The organism is Streptomyces sp. NPDC017676, assembly GCF_044329325.1.
GTDB lineage: Bacteria > Actinomycetota > Actinomycetes > Streptomycetales > Streptomycetaceae > Streptomyces.
The window spans coordinates 234,566-252,499 of sequence record NZ_JBIRJA010000004.1 but is presented as its reverse complement, the minus strand read 5'-3'; the positions used below and the strand labels follow the sequence as shown (position 1 = coordinate 252,499).

Annotated in this window: 17 protein-coding genes; 5 read left to right on the top strand and 12 right to left on the bottom strand. The window is 72.6% G+C overall.

Features of this window, described 5'->3' with window-relative positions; all coding sequences use genetic code 11:
* Window positions 1-93 precede the first annotated feature (93 nt).
* From ACH4LD_RS11205 to ACH4LD_RS11185, 5 genes are all read right to left on the bottom strand, one after another.
* The gene (locus ACH4LD_RS11205; RefSeq protein ID WP_398053944.1) at window positions 94-981 is read right to left on the bottom strand and encodes a lysophospholipid acyltransferase family protein; all 888 of its coding nucleotides are present in this window, start codon (window positions 979-981) and stop codon (window positions 94-96) included.
* Entirely contained in the window at window positions 981-1,751 is a 771-nt protein-coding gene (locus ACH4LD_RS11200; RefSeq protein ID WP_398053943.1) for a GNAT family N-acetyltransferase, read from the bottom strand. Before ACH4LD_RS11200 ends, ACH4LD_RS11205 begins: the two co-directional genes overlap by 1 nt.
* 409 nt (window positions 1,752-2,160) lie before the next feature.
* The gene (locus ACH4LD_RS11195; RefSeq protein ID WP_398053942.1) at window positions 2,161-2,910 is read right to left on the bottom strand and encodes a succinate dehydrogenase/fumarate reductase iron-sulfur subunit; all 750 of its coding nucleotides are present in this window, start codon (window positions 2,908-2,910) and stop codon (window positions 2,161-2,163) included.
* Window positions 2,907-4,856 carry a fumarate reductase/succinate dehydrogenase flavoprotein subunit gene (locus ACH4LD_RS11190; protein WP_398053941.1) on the bottom strand — a complete coding sequence of 650 codons (1,950 nt, stop codon included), beginning with the start codon at window positions 4,854-4,856 and terminating at the stop codon, window positions 2,907-2,909. Before ACH4LD_RS11190 ends, ACH4LD_RS11195 begins: the two co-directional genes overlap by 4 nt.
* Window position 4,857: 1 nt before the next feature.
* Window positions 4,858-5,529 carry a succinate dehydrogenase gene (locus tag ACH4LD_RS11185; RefSeq protein WP_398054131.1) on the bottom strand — a complete coding sequence of 224 codons (672 nt, stop codon included), beginning with the start codon at window positions 5,527-5,529 and terminating at the stop codon, window positions 4,858-4,860.
* A 121-nt stretch (window positions 5,530-5,650) separates the two neighbouring features.
* Here ACH4LD_RS11185 and ACH4LD_RS11180 point away from each other — a divergent pair, with 121 nt between their 5' ends.
* Complete coding sequence (locus ACH4LD_RS11180) at window positions 5,651-6,535, top strand: LysR substrate-binding domain-containing protein (protein ID WP_132788926.1); 885 nt, start codon at window positions 5,651-5,653, stop codon at window positions 6,533-6,535.
* A gap of 66 nt (window positions 6,536-6,601) precedes the next feature.
* Here the strand turns inward: ACH4LD_RS11180 and ACH4LD_RS11175 are convergent, their stop codons facing one another.
* Window positions 6,602-7,507, bottom strand: a complete 906-nt coding sequence (locus ACH4LD_RS11175) for an NAD(P)H-binding protein (protein WP_398053940.1) — start codon at window positions 7,505-7,507, stop codon at window positions 6,602-6,604.
* A 155-nt stretch (window positions 7,508-7,662) separates the two neighbouring features.
* On the opposite strand from ACH4LD_RS11175, the gene ACH4LD_RS11170 reads away from it, so the two are divergent.
* Window positions 7,663-8,583 (top strand): LysR family transcriptional regulator, encoded by a 921-nt coding sequence (locus tag ACH4LD_RS11170; RefSeq protein ID WP_398053939.1) that lies wholly within the window; start codon window positions 7,663-7,665, stop codon window positions 8,581-8,583.
* Here the strand turns inward: ACH4LD_RS11170 and ACH4LD_RS11165 are convergent.
* The 4 genes from ACH4LD_RS11165 to ACH4LD_RS11150 all read right to left on the bottom strand — a co-directional run bounded on the left by ACH4LD_RS11165 (window position 8,520) and on the right by ACH4LD_RS11150 (window position 13,469).
* A complete protein-coding gene (locus tag ACH4LD_RS11165) occupies window positions 8,520-10,664 on the bottom strand; it encodes a putative bifunctional diguanylate cyclase/phosphodiesterase (protein ID WP_398053938.1) in 2,145 nt (714 codons plus the stop codon). The genes ACH4LD_RS11170 and ACH4LD_RS11165 overlap by 64 nt on opposite strands.
* Window positions 10,661-11,473: an SAM-dependent methyltransferase gene (locus tag ACH4LD_RS11160; RefSeq protein WP_398053937.1), complete on the bottom strand. Its 813-nt coding sequence runs from the start codon at window positions 11,471-11,473 to the stop codon at window positions 10,661-10,663. Before ACH4LD_RS11160 ends, ACH4LD_RS11165 begins: the two co-directional genes overlap by 4 nt.
* A gap of 268 nt (window positions 11,474-11,741) precedes the next feature.
* Complete coding sequence (locus tag ACH4LD_RS11155) at window positions 11,742-12,707, bottom strand: SCO0930 family lipoprotein (protein WP_398054130.1); 966 nt, start codon at window positions 12,705-12,707, stop codon at window positions 11,742-11,744.
* Between the two features lie 264 nt (window positions 12,708-12,971).
* Entirely contained in the window at window positions 12,972-13,469 is a 498-nt protein-coding gene (locus tag ACH4LD_RS11150; protein ID WP_398053936.1) for a hypothetical protein, read from the bottom strand.
* A gap of 22 nt (window positions 13,470-13,491) precedes the next feature.
* Here ACH4LD_RS11150 and ACH4LD_RS11145 point away from each other — a divergent pair, with 22 nt between their 5' ends.
* Window positions 13,492-13,620, top strand: a complete 129-nt coding sequence (locus ACH4LD_RS11145) for a hypothetical protein (protein WP_258055832.1) — start codon at window positions 13,492-13,494, stop codon at window positions 13,618-13,620.
* Between the two features lie 33 nt (window positions 13,621-13,653).
* Window positions 13,654-14,418 carry a DUF4239 domain-containing protein gene (locus ACH4LD_RS11140; protein ID WP_132788931.1) on the top strand — a complete coding sequence of 255 codons (765 nt, stop codon included), beginning with the start codon at window positions 13,654-13,656 and terminating at the stop codon, window positions 14,416-14,418.
* Between the two features lie 155 nt (window positions 14,419-14,573).
* Here ACH4LD_RS11140 and ACH4LD_RS11135 read toward each other — a convergent pair whose 3' ends face one another.
* A complete protein-coding gene (locus ACH4LD_RS11135; RefSeq protein WP_398053935.1) occupies window positions 14,574-15,452 on the bottom strand; it encodes a hypothetical protein in 879 nt (292 codons plus the stop codon).
* Between the two features lie 332 nt (window positions 15,453-15,784).
* On the opposite strand from ACH4LD_RS11135, the gene ACH4LD_RS11130 reads away from it, so the two are divergent.
* The gene (locus tag ACH4LD_RS11130; RefSeq protein ID WP_398053934.1) at window positions 15,785-16,456 is read left to right on the top strand and encodes a class F sortase; all 672 of its coding nucleotides are present in this window, start codon (window positions 15,785-15,787) and stop codon (window positions 16,454-16,456) included.
* A 49-nt stretch (window positions 16,457-16,505) separates the two neighbouring features.
* Here ACH4LD_RS11130 and ACH4LD_RS11125 read toward each other — a convergent pair whose 3' ends face one another.
* On the bottom strand, window positions 16,506-17,342 hold the full coding sequence (locus ACH4LD_RS11125) for a polysaccharide deacetylase family protein (RefSeq protein ID WP_132788933.1): 837 nt from the start codon (window positions 17,340-17,342) through the stop codon (window positions 16,506-16,508).
* Window positions 17,343-17,934: the final 592 nt, after the last annotated feature.

Here is a 17,934-nt window from a genome sequence, read left to right as displayed (position 1 = left end):
TCGCACCGCCCGGGTTCGCCCGCCGAGCCGCACCGGACCCTGGGCATCGGCCTCGACGGGATCGTGCGGGTGCCGTTCGACACCGCGCCACGGTCACCGCGCCGGGAGCCGGAGGACCTCCGTCCGGCCCTCGTGCACGCCTGTGCGGGGCCGGCCGTGCGGGCCCTCCAGCGCGCTCGACACCAGCGCCGCGTGGGTCCAGGCCGGCTCGGGTGCGGTGGGCTGGGCCGCGTGGGCGAGGGCGCGGCGGTCGGAGTGGGTGCCCGGCCGGATCAGCGGCTGGACCTGCACCTCGGCGACCAGGCCGCGGGTCCGGGCCACCCGCCACAGGGAGGCCAGCAGGGTGTCCTCGCCGACGAAGGCCGCCGCGGTGCCGGGCCCGCCGTCCTGCCGCCGGTAGCGCAGTCCGACGGGCTGGACGGGCACGCCCGCGTCGAGCGCGGCCTGGAAGACGGCCCGGCGGAAGCGGCCGTGGGCGCGGCCGCACCAGGTGCTGCCCTCGGGAAACGCGGTCACGGCCGCGCCCGCGCGCAGGGCGCCGGCGATCTCGGCGACCGTGCCGGGCAGGGCGCGCAGCCGGTCCCGCTCGATGAACAGGGCCCCGCCGCGCGCGGCCAGCGCGCCCGCCAGGGGCCATCGCCGGACCTCGGTCTTGGCCAGCATCCGGGCCGGTCGTACGGCGGTGAGCAGCGGTATGTCCAGCCACGAGACGTGGTTGGCGACCAGCAGCAGCCCGCCGGCCGGCGGGGCGGCGCCGGTGACGCGGACCCGGACCCCGATGGCCCGCACGATCATCCGGCACCACCGCCTGACCCACTCGGCGGGGATCCTCCCGCCGAGTGGGGACAGCGCGATCCCGGCCAGCAGCAGGACGGCGACCGCGGTCAGCCGCAGCACGGCACGGGGTACGGCCGCGGCGGCCCGGACCGGCTCCAGGCAGGCCCCCGGGGTGCAGGGCGCGGTGGGCAGCCAGACGCTCATCAGGCCGGGACGAGGGAGAGGAAGTGCCGCAGGTAGCGCGGGTCGACCCGGCGCATCGACAGCAGGACGTACAGGTCGGCGACCCCGAAGTCGGGGTCGTGCGCGGGCTCGCCGCACACCCAGGCGCCCAGCCGGAGGTAGCCGCGCAGCAGGGCGGGGAGTTCGGTGCGGGCGGCGGGGGCCGCGGCGCTCGGGGTCCAGGGCAGCAGCGGCCGGACCCGGAACTCCTCGGGTGCCAGGTGCTTGGTCCGGACCCGCTCCCAGGTGCCGGTGGCGAGGGCGCCGCCGTCGGCGAGGGGCACCGAGCAGCAGCCGGCCAGCCACTCGTGGCCCCGGTCGGTCATGTAGCGGGCGATGCCGGCCCAGATCAGACCGATGACGGCGCCGTCGCGGTGGTCGGGGTGGACGCAGGAGCGGCCGACCTCGACCAGGCCGGGCCGGATCACGTCGAGCGCGGCCAGGTCGAACTCGCCCTCGGAGTAGAGCCGGCCGGCGACCGCGGCCCGCTCCGGCGGCAGCAGCCGGTAGGTGCCGACGACCTGCCCGGTCACCTCCTCGCGCACGAGCAGGTGGTCGCAGTAGGCGTCGAAGGCGTCGACGTCGTACCCCGGCTCGGCGGTGGTCAGCAGGGCCCCCATCTCCCCGGCGAAGACGTCGTGCCGCAGCCGCTGGGCGGCACGCACGTCGGCCTCGTCGCGGGCGAGGGTGACGGTGTAGCGGGTGGGTGCCGCGGGCTGCGGGGGACGGTCGAGGGTGGAAACGCCGGTCATGGCTCTCTCCTGGGCACGGGCCGGGTCGGCGACAGAGGCGGCGGGCCCGGTGCGTACGGCCCGCCACTCCTGTTCTTCCGAGGCCGGTTGGCGTGCGCGTGACCGGTGCCGGGAGAGGGGATGTGGGGGTGGTGAACGCCGGGGTCGGCGGGGTCGGCCGTCCTCCGTCAGACGTTCTCGGTCACCCGTGCCCGGTCACGCGCCCTCGCTCCCGCACCCGGCAAGCAGGCGCCCGGCCCGCACGCGGAGGCGTCGGCACCGCGCTCGACGCAGGCGCCGACGATCACGGCGACGGTGGCGCGTGGGCCGGGTGGCACCTCGTCCCCACCGGGGCCGGGAAAGCCAGACGGGGCCGGGGAGCACCACTCCCGGCCCCGCCCGTCCACCGATCGGCGAACGCTCTTGGGTGCTACCTCTTGCCCGCCTTGCGGGCAGCCCTCAGCCACTCCTTGTTCATGCTGGTGATCGAGACCAGCGGAATGCCCTTGGGGCAGGCGGTCGCGCACTCACCGGTCAGCGTGCACCCGCCGAATCCCTCCGCGTCCATCTGCGCCACCATGTCCAGCACCCGCGTCTCCCGCTCGGGCGCGCCCTGGGGCAGTACGTTCAGATGGTTGACCTTGGCGGAGGTGAACAGCATCGCCGCCCCGTTGGGACACGCGGCGACGCACGCCCCGCACCCGATGCACTCGGCGTGCTCGAACGCGAAGTCGGCGTCGGCCTTCGGCACCGGCGTGGCGTGGGCCTCGGGCGCGGATCCGGTCGGCGCGGTGATGTAGCCGCCGGCCTGGATGATCCGGTCGAACGCCGACCGGTCCACGACCAGGTCCTTGATCACCGGGAACGCGGACGCCCGCCACGGCTCGATGTCGATCGTGTCGCCGTCCTGGAAGGACCGCATGTGCAGCTGGCAGGTGGTGGTCCGCTCCGGCCCGTGCGCGTCGCCGTTGATGACGAGCGAGCACGCGCCGCAGATGCCCTCGCGGCAGTCGTGGTCGAAGGCGACCGGTTCCTCACCGGAGAGGATGAGCTGTTCGTTGAGGACGTCCAGCATCTCCAGGAAGGACATGTCGGGCGAGATGCCGTCCACCTCGTAGGTGGACATCGCTCCTTCGGCGTCGGCGTTCTTCTGCCGCCAGACGCGCAGGGTGAGCTTCATGCGTAGCTCCGCTGGGTGGGATGGACGTACTCGAAGACCAGGTCTTCCTTGTGCAGGACGGGCGCCTCGCCGGTGCCGGTGAACTCCCACGCGGCGGCGTACGAGAACTCGTCGTCCTTGCGGGCGGCTTCGCCGTCCGGTGTCTGGGACTCCTCGCGGAAGTGGCCGCCGCAGGACTCGGTGCGGTGCAGCGCGTCGAGGCACATCAGCTCGGCGAGCTCCAGGTAGTCGACGATCCGGTTGGCCTTCTCCAGCGACTGGTTGAACTCCTCGCCGGTGCCGGGCACCTTGATCCGCCGCCAGAACTCCTCGCGGATCTGCGGGATCCGCTCCAGCGCCTTGCGCAGCCCCGCGTCGGAGCGGGCCATGCCGCAGAACTCCCACATGAGCTCGCCGAGTTCGCGGTGGAAGGAGTCCGGGGTGCGGTCGCCGTCCACGGCCAGCAGCAGGTTGATCCGGTCCTCGGTCTCGGCCAGCACCTCCTGGACGACGGGGTGCTGCTCGGTGACGGGGTCCTGGTGCGGGTTGCGGGCCAGGTAGTCGTTGATGGTGGCCGGCAGCACGAAGTAGCCGTCGGCCAGGCCCTGCATCAGCGCGGAGGCGCCGAGCCGGTTGGCGCCGTGGTCGGAGAAGTTGGCCTCGCCGATCGCGAACAGGCCGGGGATCGTGGTCTGGAGGTCGTAGTCGACCCACAGGCCGCCCATCGTGTAGTGCACGGCCGGGTAGATCCGCATCGGCACCTCGTACGGATCCTCGTCGGTGATCCGCTGGTACATGTCGAAGAGGTTGCCGTACTTGGCCTCGACGGCCTTGCGGCCCATGCGCCGGATGGCGTCGGCGAAGTCCAGGTAGACGCCCTGCCCGCCGGGGCCCACTCCCCTGCCCTCGTCGCAGACGTTCTTCGCGGCGCGGGAGGCGATGTCCCGGGGCACGAGGTTGCCGAAGGACGGGTAGATGCGCTCCAGGTAGTAATCGCGCTCGTCCTCGGGGATCTCGTTCGGCGGGCGGGTGTCGCCCTGGGCCTTGGGCACCCAGATGCGGCCGTCGTTGCGCAGCGACTCGCTCATCAGCGTCAGCTTGGACTGGTGGTCGCCGGTGCGCGGGATGCAGGTCGGATGGATCTGGGTGAAGCAGGGGTTGGCGAAGTACGCGCCGCGCCGGTGCGCCCGCCAGATCGCGGTCGCGTTGGAGTTCATCGCGTTGGTCGACAGGTAGAAGACGTTGCCGTAGCCGCCGGAGGCGAGGACGACGGCGTCCGCGAAGTACGTGTCGATCTTCCCGGTGATGAGATCGCGCGCCACGATCCCGCGCGCCCGTCCGTCGACGACGATCAGGTCGAGCATCTCGGTGCGCGGGTGCATCTCCACGTTGCCGGCGGCGATCTGCCGGGACAGCGCCTGGTAGGCGCCCAGCAGGAGCTGCTGGCCCGTCTGGCCGCGGGCGTAGAAGGTGCGGGAGACCTGGACGCCGCCGAAGGAGCGGGTGTCGAGCAGGCCGCCGTACTCGCGGGCGAACGGCACGCCCTGGGCCACGCACTGGTCGATGATCTCGACGGAGATCTGCGCGAGCCGGTGGACGTTGGACTCGCGGGCCCGGAAGTCGCCGCCCTTGACGGTGTCGTAGAACAGCCGGTGGATGGAGTCGCCGTCGTTGCGGTAGTTCTTCGCCGCGTTGATGCCGCCCTGCGCGGCGATGGAGTGGGCACGGCGCGGGGAGTCCTGGTAGCAGAACTGGACGACGTGGTAGCCCTGTTCGGCCAGCGTGGCGCCGGCGGAGCCGCCGGCCAGGCCGGTGCCGACCACGATGATCGTGTGCTTGCGGCGGTTGGCGGGGTTGACCAGCTTCGCCTCGAAGCGGCGCTTGTCCCAGCGTTCGTGGACGGGACCGGCGGGGGCCTTGGTGTCGGTGACCGGCGCGCCGGTCGCGTAGTCGGCGTAGGTAGTCATGTCAGCTCACCACTCCGGTCATGACGCCCACGGGTACGGCGATGAAGCCCGCCGTGAGCAGCAGCGCGAGGACGTTCGCGAGGGTCTTCAGGGCGCGGTCGCGGCTGCGGCTGCCGACGCCGAGGGTCTGGGCGGCGCTCCAGAAGCCGTGCCGGATGTGCAGGCCGAGCGCGAGCATCGCGACGATGTAGATGACGTTGCCGTACCAGGTGGAGAAGGTGTCCACCACGTTCTGGTACGGGTGGCCCTCCTGGAAGCCACCGGAGTGCACGGTGCCGGTGGTCAGGTCGAGGAGGTGCCAGACGATGAACAGGCCGAGGACGACGCCGCCCCAGCGCATGGTGCGGGTCGCGTAGCTCGCCCGCGGCTTCTTGTGCACGTACTTGCTGGGCCGTGCCTTGATGTCGCGTCGGCTGAGCTGGTAGGCGGACGTGGCGTGGGCCACCACGGCGACCACGAGGACGATCCGGATGAGCCAGAGCGTCCACTCGTAGTGCATGAAGGGCTCGCCGACGGTGCGCAGCCAGTGCGCGTAGTGGTTGAACTCACCCGCGCCGAAGTAGATCTTCAGATTGCCGATCATGTGCGCGACCAGGTACAGCAGCATGATCACGCCGCTGACGGCCATCACCGTCTTCTTGCCGACGGAGGAGTCCCACATCGTGCGCGCCATGGACGGCCGTCGGTCCGTCCGCGTTGCCAGAGCCATGGAACAGAACGCTAGGGGCGGAGGAGCCGATCGGTCCAAGACATGGTGCAGCTCGTTTCCATAGGCTGGAGCTATTCTTGGTGCTGTGCAGTTCCAGCAGCTCCAGTACTTCGTGGCCGTCGCCGAGACCCGGCACTTCACCCGGGCCGCCGAGCTGGTCCATGTCGCCCAGCCCTCGCTGTCCCAGCAGATCAAGGCGCTGGAACGGGAACTGGGCGCGGATCTCTTCCTGCGCGCCCGGGGCAACATCACGCTGACCGACGCCGGCGAGGCGCTGCTGCCGCTGGCCCGGCGCATCCTGGCCGACGCCGACACCGCCCGGCACGAGGTGCAGGAACTGGTGCAGCTGCGGCGGGGGCGGGTACGGCTGGGCGCGACACCGAGCCTGTGCACGGGCCTGCTGCCGGACGTGCTGCGGGCCTTCCACGACCGGTATCCCGGCATCCAGCTCCTGATCGAGGAGGGCGGCTCCCACGACCTGGTGCGGCAGCTGGCGCGCGGCGCGCTCGACCTCGCGCTCGTCGTGCTGCCGCTGCCGACGCCCGCGCCCGCGCTGACGACCGTGGAGCTGCTGCGCGAGGACCTGGTGGTGGTGTCCTCGCCGGAGGCGCCGGAACCCGGCCGGGGCGGGCGGGCCGTGGAGATCGCCGACCTGGAGGGGGAACGGCTGGTGATGTTCCGGCACGGGTACGACCTGCGGGAACTGACCGTCGCCGCGTGCCGCTCCGCCGGGTTCGAGCCCGACTTCGCGGTGGAGGGCGGCGAGATGGACGCGGTGCTGGGGTTCGCCCGGGCGGGGCTCGGCGTGGCCGTCGTACCCCGGATGGTGGCCGCCCGGGCGGGCCGGGGACTGCGGGTCACCCCGCTGGCCCGCCCCGGCCTGCACCGCACCATCGCCCTCGCCCACCGCAGCGATGTGGCTCCGCCGCGGGCGGCCCGGGAGCTGCAACGGATGCTGCTGGAGCGGTAGGCGGTGCCGGTGGCCTCGGGTGGCCGGCGGGGCGCCCCCGGTGGGGCGAGTGGCGCGGCCGGTGACTCACGAGGCCGACGGTGGCGTCAGTACGGCCGGCTTGAGCACCTCCTCGCACCAGCGGCGGAAGGACGTGGGCGCGGTCTTCGGTGTGCTGGGCGCCGCGCTGCCGTAGAAGCCCTGCTCGGCGGTAGCGGCCGCGAGGTCGGCCAGGGCCCGGGCCCAGTTCTCGCTCGCGCCGTGCCGCAGCACCGATGCCTGGTACTCCGCGCCGCTGAGCCGCCGGAAGCGGACCGGCCGGTCCAGCACCTCGGAGACGACGCGTGCCATGCCCTCGGGCGTCAGCGCGTCGGGACCGACCATCGGGACGTCGGCCTGACCGGTCCAGGAACCGTCGAGCAGCAGTTGTGCCGCTGTCGCGCCGATGTCACGGGTGGCGCAGGTGCGCAGCACCCGGTCGCCGTACGTCGCCATGGCGATCACCCCGTTGTCGCGGATCGCCGCGGTTTGGTGGAGCAGGTTCTCCATCAGGTACGGCGGGCACAGCGCCCGGTGGTGGACCCCGGTGGCCCGGATCTCGTCGTCCATGGCCAGCGTGGCCGAGATCTGCCCGGCGTCGCGGGCGACACCGCGGCCCAGGGTGGAGACGGCGACGACCCGCTCGACGCCCTCGCTGCGGATCGCGTCGACCAGGGACCGGGTGAAGGCACGGAAGTGCTCGTCGACGCTGTCTGCGGTGGGCGCCGGCGGCACCAGCCAGAACACCCGGTCGACGCCCGCGCACGCCTTGGCGGTGACGCCGGGGTCGGCGTGCGAGCCGGTGACGGCCTCGACGCGGGCGCGCACGCGCGGGGACAGGCGCGCCGGATCGCGAACGATCACGCGGACCTCTCCCGCCGCGTCCCCGGCGTCGAGGAGGGAGTCGAGGACCTGGCTGCCGATCTGGCCGGTCGGGGTGGTGACAAGGATCACGGAAATCTCCTGGAAGGACGGGAGGGGGGCGTGTTCGAGCCTGCCGTCCGGCGCCCGGCAACTGAAGGACCGCTTGGCTCCGGGTTGTTACCCTCAGGGCAATACCGGGCTCAGCGATACCGAGCCGAAGGCACCGCCGAAGGGAGGGCGAAGCCGTGGAGTCCCGCCCGCTGCGCTACTTCGTCGCCGTCGCCGAGGAACTCAACTTCGCCCGCGCGGCCGACCGGCTGGGCATCTCCGCCCCGCCGCTGTCCCGGGCGATCCGCCGCCTGGAGGCGGAGCTCGGGGTCACCCTCTTCGAACGGACCACCCACAGCGTGACCCTGACCCGCGCGGGCGAAGAGCTGCTGCCGGAGGCGCGGTTCGCGCTGGACGCCCTGGAGGCCGCGGGGCGGCGGGCCCGGCGCGCGGCGGACCCGGACCGGAAGCTGGTCCTGGCGGTCAAGGCCGACGGCGACGCCGGACTGCTGGAGCCCGTCCTGGAGCGCTACGGCACCGACCCCGCCGCCGCCCCGGTGACGGTCCGGCTGTGCGGCTGGCTGGAACAGCCGCGGCTGCTGCGGCGCGGCGAGGCCGACGCCGCGCTGATCCACGAGCCCTTCGACCGGACCGGCCTGGACAGCGAGACCCTGATCGCCGAGCCGCGGGTCGCGGTGCTCGGCGCGGGCCACCCGCTCGCCGCCCGCGACCACGTCCTCCTCGCCGATCTGGGGCTGCGTCCCGGGGATGTGCACCGGTTCCTGGAGGGCATGCGGAACGAGGGCCGCGATCTGGCCCAGTTGCTCACCCGTGTCGCCCTGGGCGAGCTGGTCGCCCTGTTGCCGGCGTCCGTCGCCGACCGCTATCCGCGCCCGGGTGTCGTCTACCGGCCCGTCCCGGACGCGCCGCCCTCGCTGCTGGCGGTCGCCTGGCCGCAGCAGTCCCGCTCCACGGCCACCGCGGCACTCGTCCGGGCGGCCGCCGCCGTCGCCGCGGCGGCCCGGGAGGGCGACGGCGGCGCGGCTCCGGCCGGTCAGCCCCTCGCGTCCACCAGTGCCAGGTCGTGGAGCCTCTCCGGCGGACCCGGGCGGGCGTAGTACCAGCCCTGGGCCGTGTCGCAGCCCAGTATCCGCAGCTGCTCGGCCTGGGCGCCGGTCTCCACGCCCTCGACCGTGACCGCCAGGTCGAGGCTGTGGGCGAGCGAGACGATGCCCTCCACGATCTTCAGGTCGACGGGGTCGGCGGGGAACTGCTGCATGCCCTGGGTGAAGGAGCGGTCCAGCTTGAGGACGCTCACCGGCAGGCGGCGCAGGTTGGCGAGGTTGGAGTAGCCGGTGCCGAAGTCGTCCAGGGCGATGTCGACGCCCATCTCCGCGAGCCGGCGCAGGGGCTTGAGCAGGTCGTCGTCGGCGCCGATGAGCGCGGACTCGGTGACCTCCAGGCACAGCGCGTCCGGGGTGACGCCCGACCGTTCGAGGATGTCGACCGTGTCCTGCACCAGGCCGGGATGGCTGAGCTGGCACGGGGACAGGTTGACGTTGATCCGCAGCGGACCGGCCGCCTTCTGCTCGCCGTGCAGTTCCCGCCAGGCGCGGGCCTGGCGGATCGACTCCTCCAGGACCCAGCGGCCGAGCGGGACGATCAGGCCCGTGTGCTCGGCGAGCGGGATGAAACGGTCGGGGCCGAGGACGCCGTGCTGCGGGTGCAGCCAGCGCACCAGGGCCTCGGCGCCGCGCACGCTGCCGTCGCCGAGGTGGACCAGGGGCTGGTACTCGATGAAGAACTCGCCGCGCTCCAGCGCGGTCGGCAGGGCCGTGGTCAGACCGTGCCGGGTGATGGCGCGGGCGTCGGCCTCGGGGTCGGCGAGTTCGGAGCGGTTGCCGCCCGCAGACTTGGCCCGGTACATGGTGATGTCGGCGCTGCGCAGGACCTCGGCCGCGGTGCGCTCCCCGGCCGGGCCCTCCACGATGCCGAGGCTGCCGCGCACCATGAGGTCGCGGCCGTCGATGCTGATCGGGGTGACCAGCGCGTTCATGATGCGCTCAGCGAGTTCGTCCACCTTCCGTTCGGTGCCGGGGCCGGTGGTCAGGGCCACGAACTCGTCGCCGCCGAGCCGGGCGACCATCTCGCCGGGCGCGGTCGCGCAGGACTGGAGCCGGTCGGCGACCTCCACCAGCAGCCGGTCGCCGGCCGCGTGGCCGAGGCTGTCGTTGACGGTCTTGAAGCCGTCCAGGTCCAGGTAGCACAGCCCGAAGCGCTGGCCCTCGCCCGCGCTGAGGGCCTTCTCCAGCCGTTCGAAGAACAGGGAGCGGTTGGGCAGGCCGGTGAGGGCGTCGTGCGTGGCCTCGTAGCGCAGCCGGAGGTTGAGCAGCCGGCGCTCGGTGGTGTCCTCCATGAGGGCGAGCTGGTACTGCGGGTCGCCGTCGGCGTCGCGCAGCAGGGACACGGTCAGGTTGGTCCACAGGACCGTCCCGTCGGGGCGGTTGAAGGCCTTCTCGACGTGGTAGTGCTCGCGCTCGCCGCGCACGAGTTCGTCGTAGAGCCGCCAGGTCTGCGGGGCGTCCTCGGGGTGGACCCAGTCCTGGACACGCCGGCCGCGCAGGGTCTGCTCGGAGAGGCCGAACATGCGCAGCAGCGCCTCGTTGACCTGGAGGACGTTGCCGTCGAGGTCGGCGATGCCGATTCCTATCGCGGCGCCCTCGAAGACCGCGCGGAAGCGGGCCTCGCTCGCGTGCAGCGCCTGGGCCACCACGCCCTGGGCCCGCAACGCGGCCTGGGCGATGGCCTCCTGCTCGGCGAGGGTGCGCTCGCGCAGCGCCTGGGCGTAGCCGGCGGCCATGGCGTGCTGCAACCGGGAGGAGCGGATGCGCAGTTCGTCCTGGGGACCGCCCTCGCCGCAGTACAGGACCAGATAGGCGTCGACGCAGTCGAGGGTGCGGGCCAGTGCCTCGGGGTCGGTGCAGTGCGCCCCGACCAGGGCGGCGCCGACGGCCTTGGCCGCGTCCGCGTCGAAGCTGCGGGCCCGCAGCAGCTCGCTCAACCGGCGGGCGAGCGGCAGGAGTCGTTCCTCGAACTCGGCGCGGGTCAGTGACGTGGAGGTCACCGGGAAGAGCGCCCGGCTCCAGATCGTCGTCAGCCGGCGCAGTCTGTCCTCCGGCTCGTCCGGCTCCGCGCTCACGCCGTACGCCCCACGCCGGCGAATCCGGAGAAGGCATACGGATCCTCGTCCTCCGGCGCCGAGTCCGGGCGCCAGCGCGGCATCGGCACCAGTCCGGGTTCCACCATGTCGTACCCCTCGAAGAACCGCGCGATCTCCTCGCGCGAGCGCATGATCAGCGGGTTGCGAATGTCCTTGTACACGTCCACCGCGCCCCCGGCCCGCTCGGCGGGCAGCGGGATTCCCTCGTACGAGGCATGGGTGAGGACCAGCAGGCTGCCGGGCGCGAGTGCCTCGCGCAGCTCGGCCACCGCACCGTACGGGTCGTCCGCGTCTTCCACGAAGTGCAGTATGGCAACGAGGAGGAGGGCCACTGGCCGATTCAGGTCGATCAGGCGGTGCAATTGAGGGCTGGAGAGGATGTCCTGGGGCTTGCGCAGGTCCGCCGCGACCACGTCGGCGTCGTCGTTGCCCGCCAGGACCGCCTGGCTGTGCGCGACGGCCACCGGGTCGTGGTCGACGTAGACCACGCGCGCGCCCGGTACGGCCGCCTGCGCCACCTCGTGGACGTTGCCGAAGGTGGGGATGCCGGACCCGATGTCGAGGAACCGGGTGATGCCCTCCCCCGCCGCGAACCGCACGGCCCGGCGCATGAACGCCCGGTTGGCCTGCATGATCTTCGGCAGGCCCGGCATGAACTCCATGGCCTTGCGGGCCGCTTCCCGGTCGACCTCGAAGTTGTGCGAACCGCCCAGGTAGTAGTCGTAGATCCGCGAGACGCTGGGCACCGAGATGTCGATGCTCCGTGGGGCCCAGGCGGGACGCTCCATGTATCTCTCCAAGGCGTGGACGGGGGCAGGCGATCCGGTGTTCGAGCTGAGGCTACTGATCGCCCGCCAATGGAGCGACCCGAACCGGAAATTGACCGTCCGTTCCCGGTCACTGCCTGCGGCAAGTGCCCGTATGACCCCGCTGTGTGACGGCTGTACGGGCGCCCGGCTCACCGCACACAACGATCCGCCCCCTCCGTGCGGTGCGGAGGGGGCGGATCTTCGGCCGCGCGCCGGGGCGGGCGGGGCGATCGACCTGGGGAGGTGATCAGTCGCCCGGCGCGCCGACCGGCTTTCCGTCGGGCGAGACGGCGTACCACGTGCCGCCCACGCCCTGACCGTTGGTGTCGCCCGGGGCCTTGTCCCCGGAGAAGGTGTAGACGGGCCAGCAGTTGACGGTCATCTGCTTCACCCCGTCGGGGCGGGTGAAGGGCATCAGGCCCTTCTTCTTGACGCCCTCGGTGTCGTCGGCGTTGACCGGGCCGACCGCCGGCCACTTCTCCAGGCAGGCGCCGGTGCAGTTGGAGACGGACTTCGGCCAGGCCTGGTCCTTCATGAAGCGGTAGACCGTCATGCCGTTCTTGTCGACGACGATGTCACCCAGCTTGGCGTCCTTGCGGACGGACAGGCCGGGCAGGTCGGACAGCTTGGCCTTCTTGCCGGTGGGTGCGAGCGCGAACCACTTGCCGCCCACGCCCTGGCCGTTGACGTCACCGGCGTTGACGTCCTTGGCGTAACGGTAGGCGGGCCAGCCGCCGACGGTGAGCTGCTTGGAGCCGTCGGCGCGGGTGACCTCGCCGAGCAGGGCCTTGTCGATGCCGGCGCCGGCGGTGGCGTCGTCGGCGGGGACCGGCGGCCAGGTGGTGGCGCAGTCGCCGGCGCAGTTGGACGCGGGCGGGTTGGCGGTGTCCTTGTCGAACCGGTAGAGGGTGAGGCCCCCGGCGTCGGTCAGCACACTGCCCAGCTGGGGGTTGCTGGCCACGGCGAGCTTGCCCGCGGGGGTGACCGGGGCCGGGGAAGCGGAACTCTGGTTGCCGTCGGCGCCGTAGCCGTTGCCGGCGCCCGGCGAGGTGCCGCCGCCCGGGTTGCCGTAGTCGCCGGCCGCCGCGGTGGCCCCGACGTTCTGGGCCGCCGACGCGGGAGTGGTGGCATTGTCCTGACCGCACGCCGTCGTCAGCGCCAGCACGGAAGCGGCTGTCGCCACCAGTGAGGCGGTCCGCCAGGAGGTCTTCATCGTCAACTCCCCATTATCGCCTGGATATTGCAGCGCCCTGATGTGCCGCCGCACGGCCATGGGTACGCACCGGAGGGGCCCCGGTGTTCAACGGCGGCCGGAAATTCTTTCCGCGGTGCTGTGTGGTGCCCGGGCAGGAGCGGGAGCACCAGAGGGACACATGGGGCGATAGCGGACTCTTCCGCTCGTCAAACCTCCGATCGCCCCATCTCCCTCTTTCGGAGCAATCTCGGCCCACTGTGGGGTACGGCGGCCTTCCGGGCCTCATGATCTCGTCGTGCCTGGACCCGAAGTGACCCGATGCGCGCCCACCACGCGGGTGTTGGCCCTGTTGACGCTGACCTGGGCCCTGGTGGGCTGGCCGGCCGGCGGCGCGTCGGCCGACGCCTGCGCGTACGCCTCCACGGGCCCGGACGGCACGGTGGCGGTGGCCCATGCCGGCGGCCACCACTGGCCCGATCCGCCCTGTCCGAAACCGCCCCCGCCACCGTGTCCGCCGACGCCGACCCCGACTCCGACGCCCACTCCCACACCGACCCCGCCGCCGAAGCCGCCGCCCCCGCCCGAGCCGACGCCGACTCCGACGCCGACTCCCACGCCGCCGCCCCGGCCGACGCCGAAACCGCCGCCGAGGCCGGCCCCCACACCGCGACCGCCCGCCCGGCCCGCTCCGCCCCCGGCTCCCCCGGCGCCCCGGCCGACCCCCACCCCCACACCGCCGGCACCGCCGAGACCCGCGCCGAAGCCGACGCCCAAGCCCACCCCACGGCCCTCCGTGACCCCGGTGAGCTACCCGGAGTACCACCCCCACGCCATCAGCCGCCCCACGCGCGGTCACACCTCACCGGTCACCTACGTCCTGCTCATCACCGTCCCCGCGATCGTCGCCGTGGCGGCGCTGCGCCCGCGCTGACGCGCCGGCTCCCACACTCCCTGGAGGCATCAGTTGTCGGATTGGCTTGTTCTCGTCCTCGCGATGCTGGGGGCCTGTGCCGTGGTGGTCGTCATCACGCTGCTACGGCACCGGGCGGCCGCCGAGGACGAGGATCCCAACGAGACCCCGGACGTCATCGAGTACATGACGATGTGGATCGGCGTCATCTACGCCATCGTCCTGGGCCTGGCCATCGCGGGCGTGTGGGAGGCGCGCAACACCGCCCAGGACCACGTGCAGACCGAGGCCCAGGCGCTGCACGAGATCTCGGAACGGGTCCGGGTCTACCCGCCGGACGTCCGGGACGGGATCCGCGCGGACGTCAACGCCTACGTCGGTTACGTCGTCCACACCGAGTGGCGGACGATGGCGGACGAGGAGCGGGTCACGGACCGCGGCACCGAACTGCTGCACAAGGTCCGGGAGGCCGTCACCGACTACCAGCCGAAGAACGACTTCGAGGCGCAGGCCTACCAGCCGCTGCTGGACCAGATGGCCACCGCCGACCAGGCGCGCAACGCGCGCGCCGACTCCACCGGGGCCACCATGCCGCCGGTCGTGTGGTGGGGGCTGTTCACCGGCGCGCTGATCACCATCGGCATGGTGTTCGCGCTCCAGATCCGGCGCACCGGGCGCGAACTGGTCCTGGCCGGGCTGTTCTCCGCGACCATCGCCTTCATGCTGTTCCTCATCTGGGACTTCGACGCGCCCTACAGCCGAGGCATCGCGGTGACGGCCGAGCCGTTCCAGAGCCTGTTCCCGGGCATCACCGGGTGACCCGGGCCGTCCCGCCGGAGCGGCGCCCGCCGCTGGACCGGGACGGCAGCCACGGCAGGCCTTCGCCCCCGCTTCCGTGAGGAACCGGGGCGAAGGCCTGCCGACGTGCGCGTACTGGGGGACGGATCCGGTGGCCTCGGCGGCGCACCGGGGACTCAGGCGCGCTTCTCGTGCCGACGGCGCATCCAGAAGGCACCACTGCCGAGCACGGCCGCGCCCACCAGGCCGCCGCCGATGGCCATGTCGGTGGGCGTCGCGCCGCTGGTCCTGCTGCCGCCGAAGCCGCCGTTGACGCCGCCGACGACGCTGAAGGCACCGCGACGGGTCAGGGTGCGGCCGTCGCAGCGGACGGTGACGTCGTAGCGGCCGCGGCCGGCGTCACGGTCGACGATGGCGACACCCCGCGCGGTGTCGTCGTGGAACTGTTCCAGGTCGATGGTGCCGAAGGCGTCGGAGCTCGCCGTACCGCGCCGGCAGCCGTTCACGATGATGGTGAGGCGGCCCCCGGCCGAAACGATGTCCGGTGTGACGAAGATGTCGCCCGAGTTGGCGAAGTCGTCGCCACGGCCCCCGAACTCGTTCCCGCGGCCGAACTCGTTCCCGCGGCCGAAGTCGTCTCCGCGACCGTTGCCGAAGCCCTCGCCACCGCGGCCGTTGCCTTCACCGCCACGGCCGTTGCCTTCGTGTCCTCGGCCGTTGCCCTCGCCGCCCCGGCCGTTGCCGTTGAAGTTCCCGTTCCCGTGGCCGTTCCCGTTGAAGTTCCCGTTGCCGTTGCCGTTGAAATGGCCGTTGCCGTTGAAGTTCCCGTTGCCGTTGAAGTTCCCGTTCCCGTTGAAGTTCCCGTTCCCGGGGAAGACGCCGTTCCCACTGAAGGTGCCGATGTTGCCGGTACCGGGCACGATGACCGTGGCGTTGTTGTCGGTGCTGCTCGGTCCGCCCCCGTTGCCCATGCCGTCCGCGACGGCGTCGGGGGCCGCGAGCCCGAGCACGGCGACCGCGGTGCACGCCGCGGCCAGGGCGCGTTGGTTGCGCATGTGATCCTCCGCGGGAGGCACCCCGGGTCCCGTCCCCGGTGGATCGGCGAGAAAACACCTCCCGGGTAGACCCTCAGACGCGCAGAACACGCCCGCATGTCGAGAATGGTCCGTCCTGGTGAGCCGACACGCCGACGGACAACCACACAATCGGATATTGCCGCAGGTCACGGACCGTCAGAAATTTCCTGGAAACGGCAACTCGGATGGCGCACCGGCCGGGTGCGAGGCCACCCGTTCGCCGTTCGACCCGTCGCCCGCCGCACGCGCGGGACTTAGCGTTTTCCCATGCGCGAGGGACGTGGCGAGGCCCGCGTCGAGAGGGGTGACGAATGTCTGCGTCCAAGCTGGCCCAGCTTGCCGAAGAGGAGGAGCGGCGGAGGAAGCGCGCCCCCTGGGGCGTGATAGCGCTTGTTCTGCTGACCGGCCTGGCGCTCATTCGCAACGGTTCGGGCGAATTCGACGTCGGACCGCCGCAGCCCGCCACCGCGGCGGCCCCGGACATCCACGCCACCGTGGGCACCCTCGCACCGGCGCCCGCCTCCCTGCCGTTCTCCCCCGTGCAGCGGGTCCGGATCCCGGCGATCCAGGTGGACGCGCCCGTCGTACAGGTCGGGCTGGACGCGGACGGCTGGGTCGCCGCGCCGCCGCCGGAGAACCCGGGCCTGGCCGGCTGGTTCACCGGCGCCGTGTCCCCGGGTGAGAAGGGCACCGCGGTCATCGTCGGACACGTCGACAACAAGCAGGGCCCCGCCGTGTTCTACGGCCTCGGGGCGCTGAAGAAGGGGAACCAGGTCGAGGTCCTGCGCCAGGACGGGAAGACCGCCGTGTTCGAGATCTACGGGGTCGAGGTCTTCGAGAAGAACAACTTCCCGGGCGACCGGGTGTACGGCTCGAAGGGTGCGCCGGAACTCCGGGTCATCACCTGCGGCGGCGGTTTCTCGAAGCAGAACGGCTACGACGGGAACGTCGTGGTCTTCGCCCGCCTGGCCGCGGTCGTCTGAACCACCGCGGCCCGGCGGGCGAAGGAGGAGCCGGGACGGCCGGTAGGCGTCACACGCGCCGGCGCGGCACGGTGAGGCGGTATCCGGAGTCGATCAGATAGGGCAGCCACTCGCGGATCGCGCGGACGGTCTGCGAGCGGTCGCCCCCGGCGTCGTGGGAGAGCACCACGACACCGGGGGCGGCGCCGTTCTCCACCTGGTCGATGATGGTGCGGGTGCCGGGCACCATCCAGTCGGTGGTGTCCACGGTCCAGGCCATCGGCTCCATGCCCATCTCCGCGCCGAGCTGGAACGCGGCGCGGTTCCAGGCGCCGTAGGGAGCGCGGAACCACTGCGGTCGCTCGCCGTAGGCGTCCTCGATGGCGTCGCTGGTGCTCTCCATCTCGGAGCGGATCTCACGGCGGTTCAGCTCGGTCAGCAGCGGGTGCGTCCAGGTGTGGTTGCCGACCACATGGCCCTCGTCGGCCATCCGGGCCAGCAGTTCCCTGTTCTGCACGACGCACTCCCCGCAGACGAAGAACATCGCCCGTACGTCGTGCTTGGCGAGGGTGTCCAGGATGTGCGGGGTGTACGCCGGGTTGGGGCCGTCGTCGAAGGTCAGCACCATGTGCCGGCCGCTCGTGGAGACCCGCATGATGGGTTCCTTCCGCACCTTCAGCTTGCGGGGGGCGGCGCGTGGCGGCCCCTCTCCGGTGAGCGGCTGGAGCCGGAAGGCGGAGGGCTTGAGCGCCTGGCGGGCCTGTGGGCCGGCGACGGGGGCCGCGGCGGTCCCGGCGGTCTCCTCGCCGCCTTGTGCCAGGACGACTCCGGCGGTGCCCGCCGCTCCCAGGGCGGCGACGCCGGCGAGGAGCATCCGGCGCCGGGTGAACAACTGATCCTTCTGCATGACCCATCAGTCGCCCCACCGGGCTCCGGCGCACCACAACGGCACCGGTGCGGCGGCGGTAATACACCCGGACAGCGGAGTGGGCGTCAGCGTCTCCCGTCCGCTCACCGGCGCCGGCAGGGCGCGGGTGCCACGAAGCCGACGGCACGGCAGCTCCCCCGGGGCGCGGGGTACTGCGCGAGCGGCCACGACGGACTCGCGGTCGCCCCCACACGTACACCAACACCGCGGCCGGGTCCGCCGGTCGGGCGGGCCCGCGTCCGGGGTGGCGGGCCCGGCCCCGTCCCCTCCGGCGGGGCCGGACACCGGCACGGACGGCGGGCCCGCCGTGGTGGCGGGCCGCCGTCCGCTCTCCGGGTGCCCCTTTCCCCGGAGTTCAGTTTCGGCCCGACGGAGCGCAGTTCGGCGACCGTGAACTCCATGACCTCTTGGGGGGTGGCCCGGCCACGGCCCATCAGGTCCAGGCAGACGCCGTCGCGGGCCCAGGGCACGAAGGAGACCAGCACGAGCCGAGCCGGTCCGGGACCATGGAGAAGCCGCTCGGTCCCGCTGTCCCGCCAGGCGTCGGCCTCGCGGCGATCTCCGTTCCACG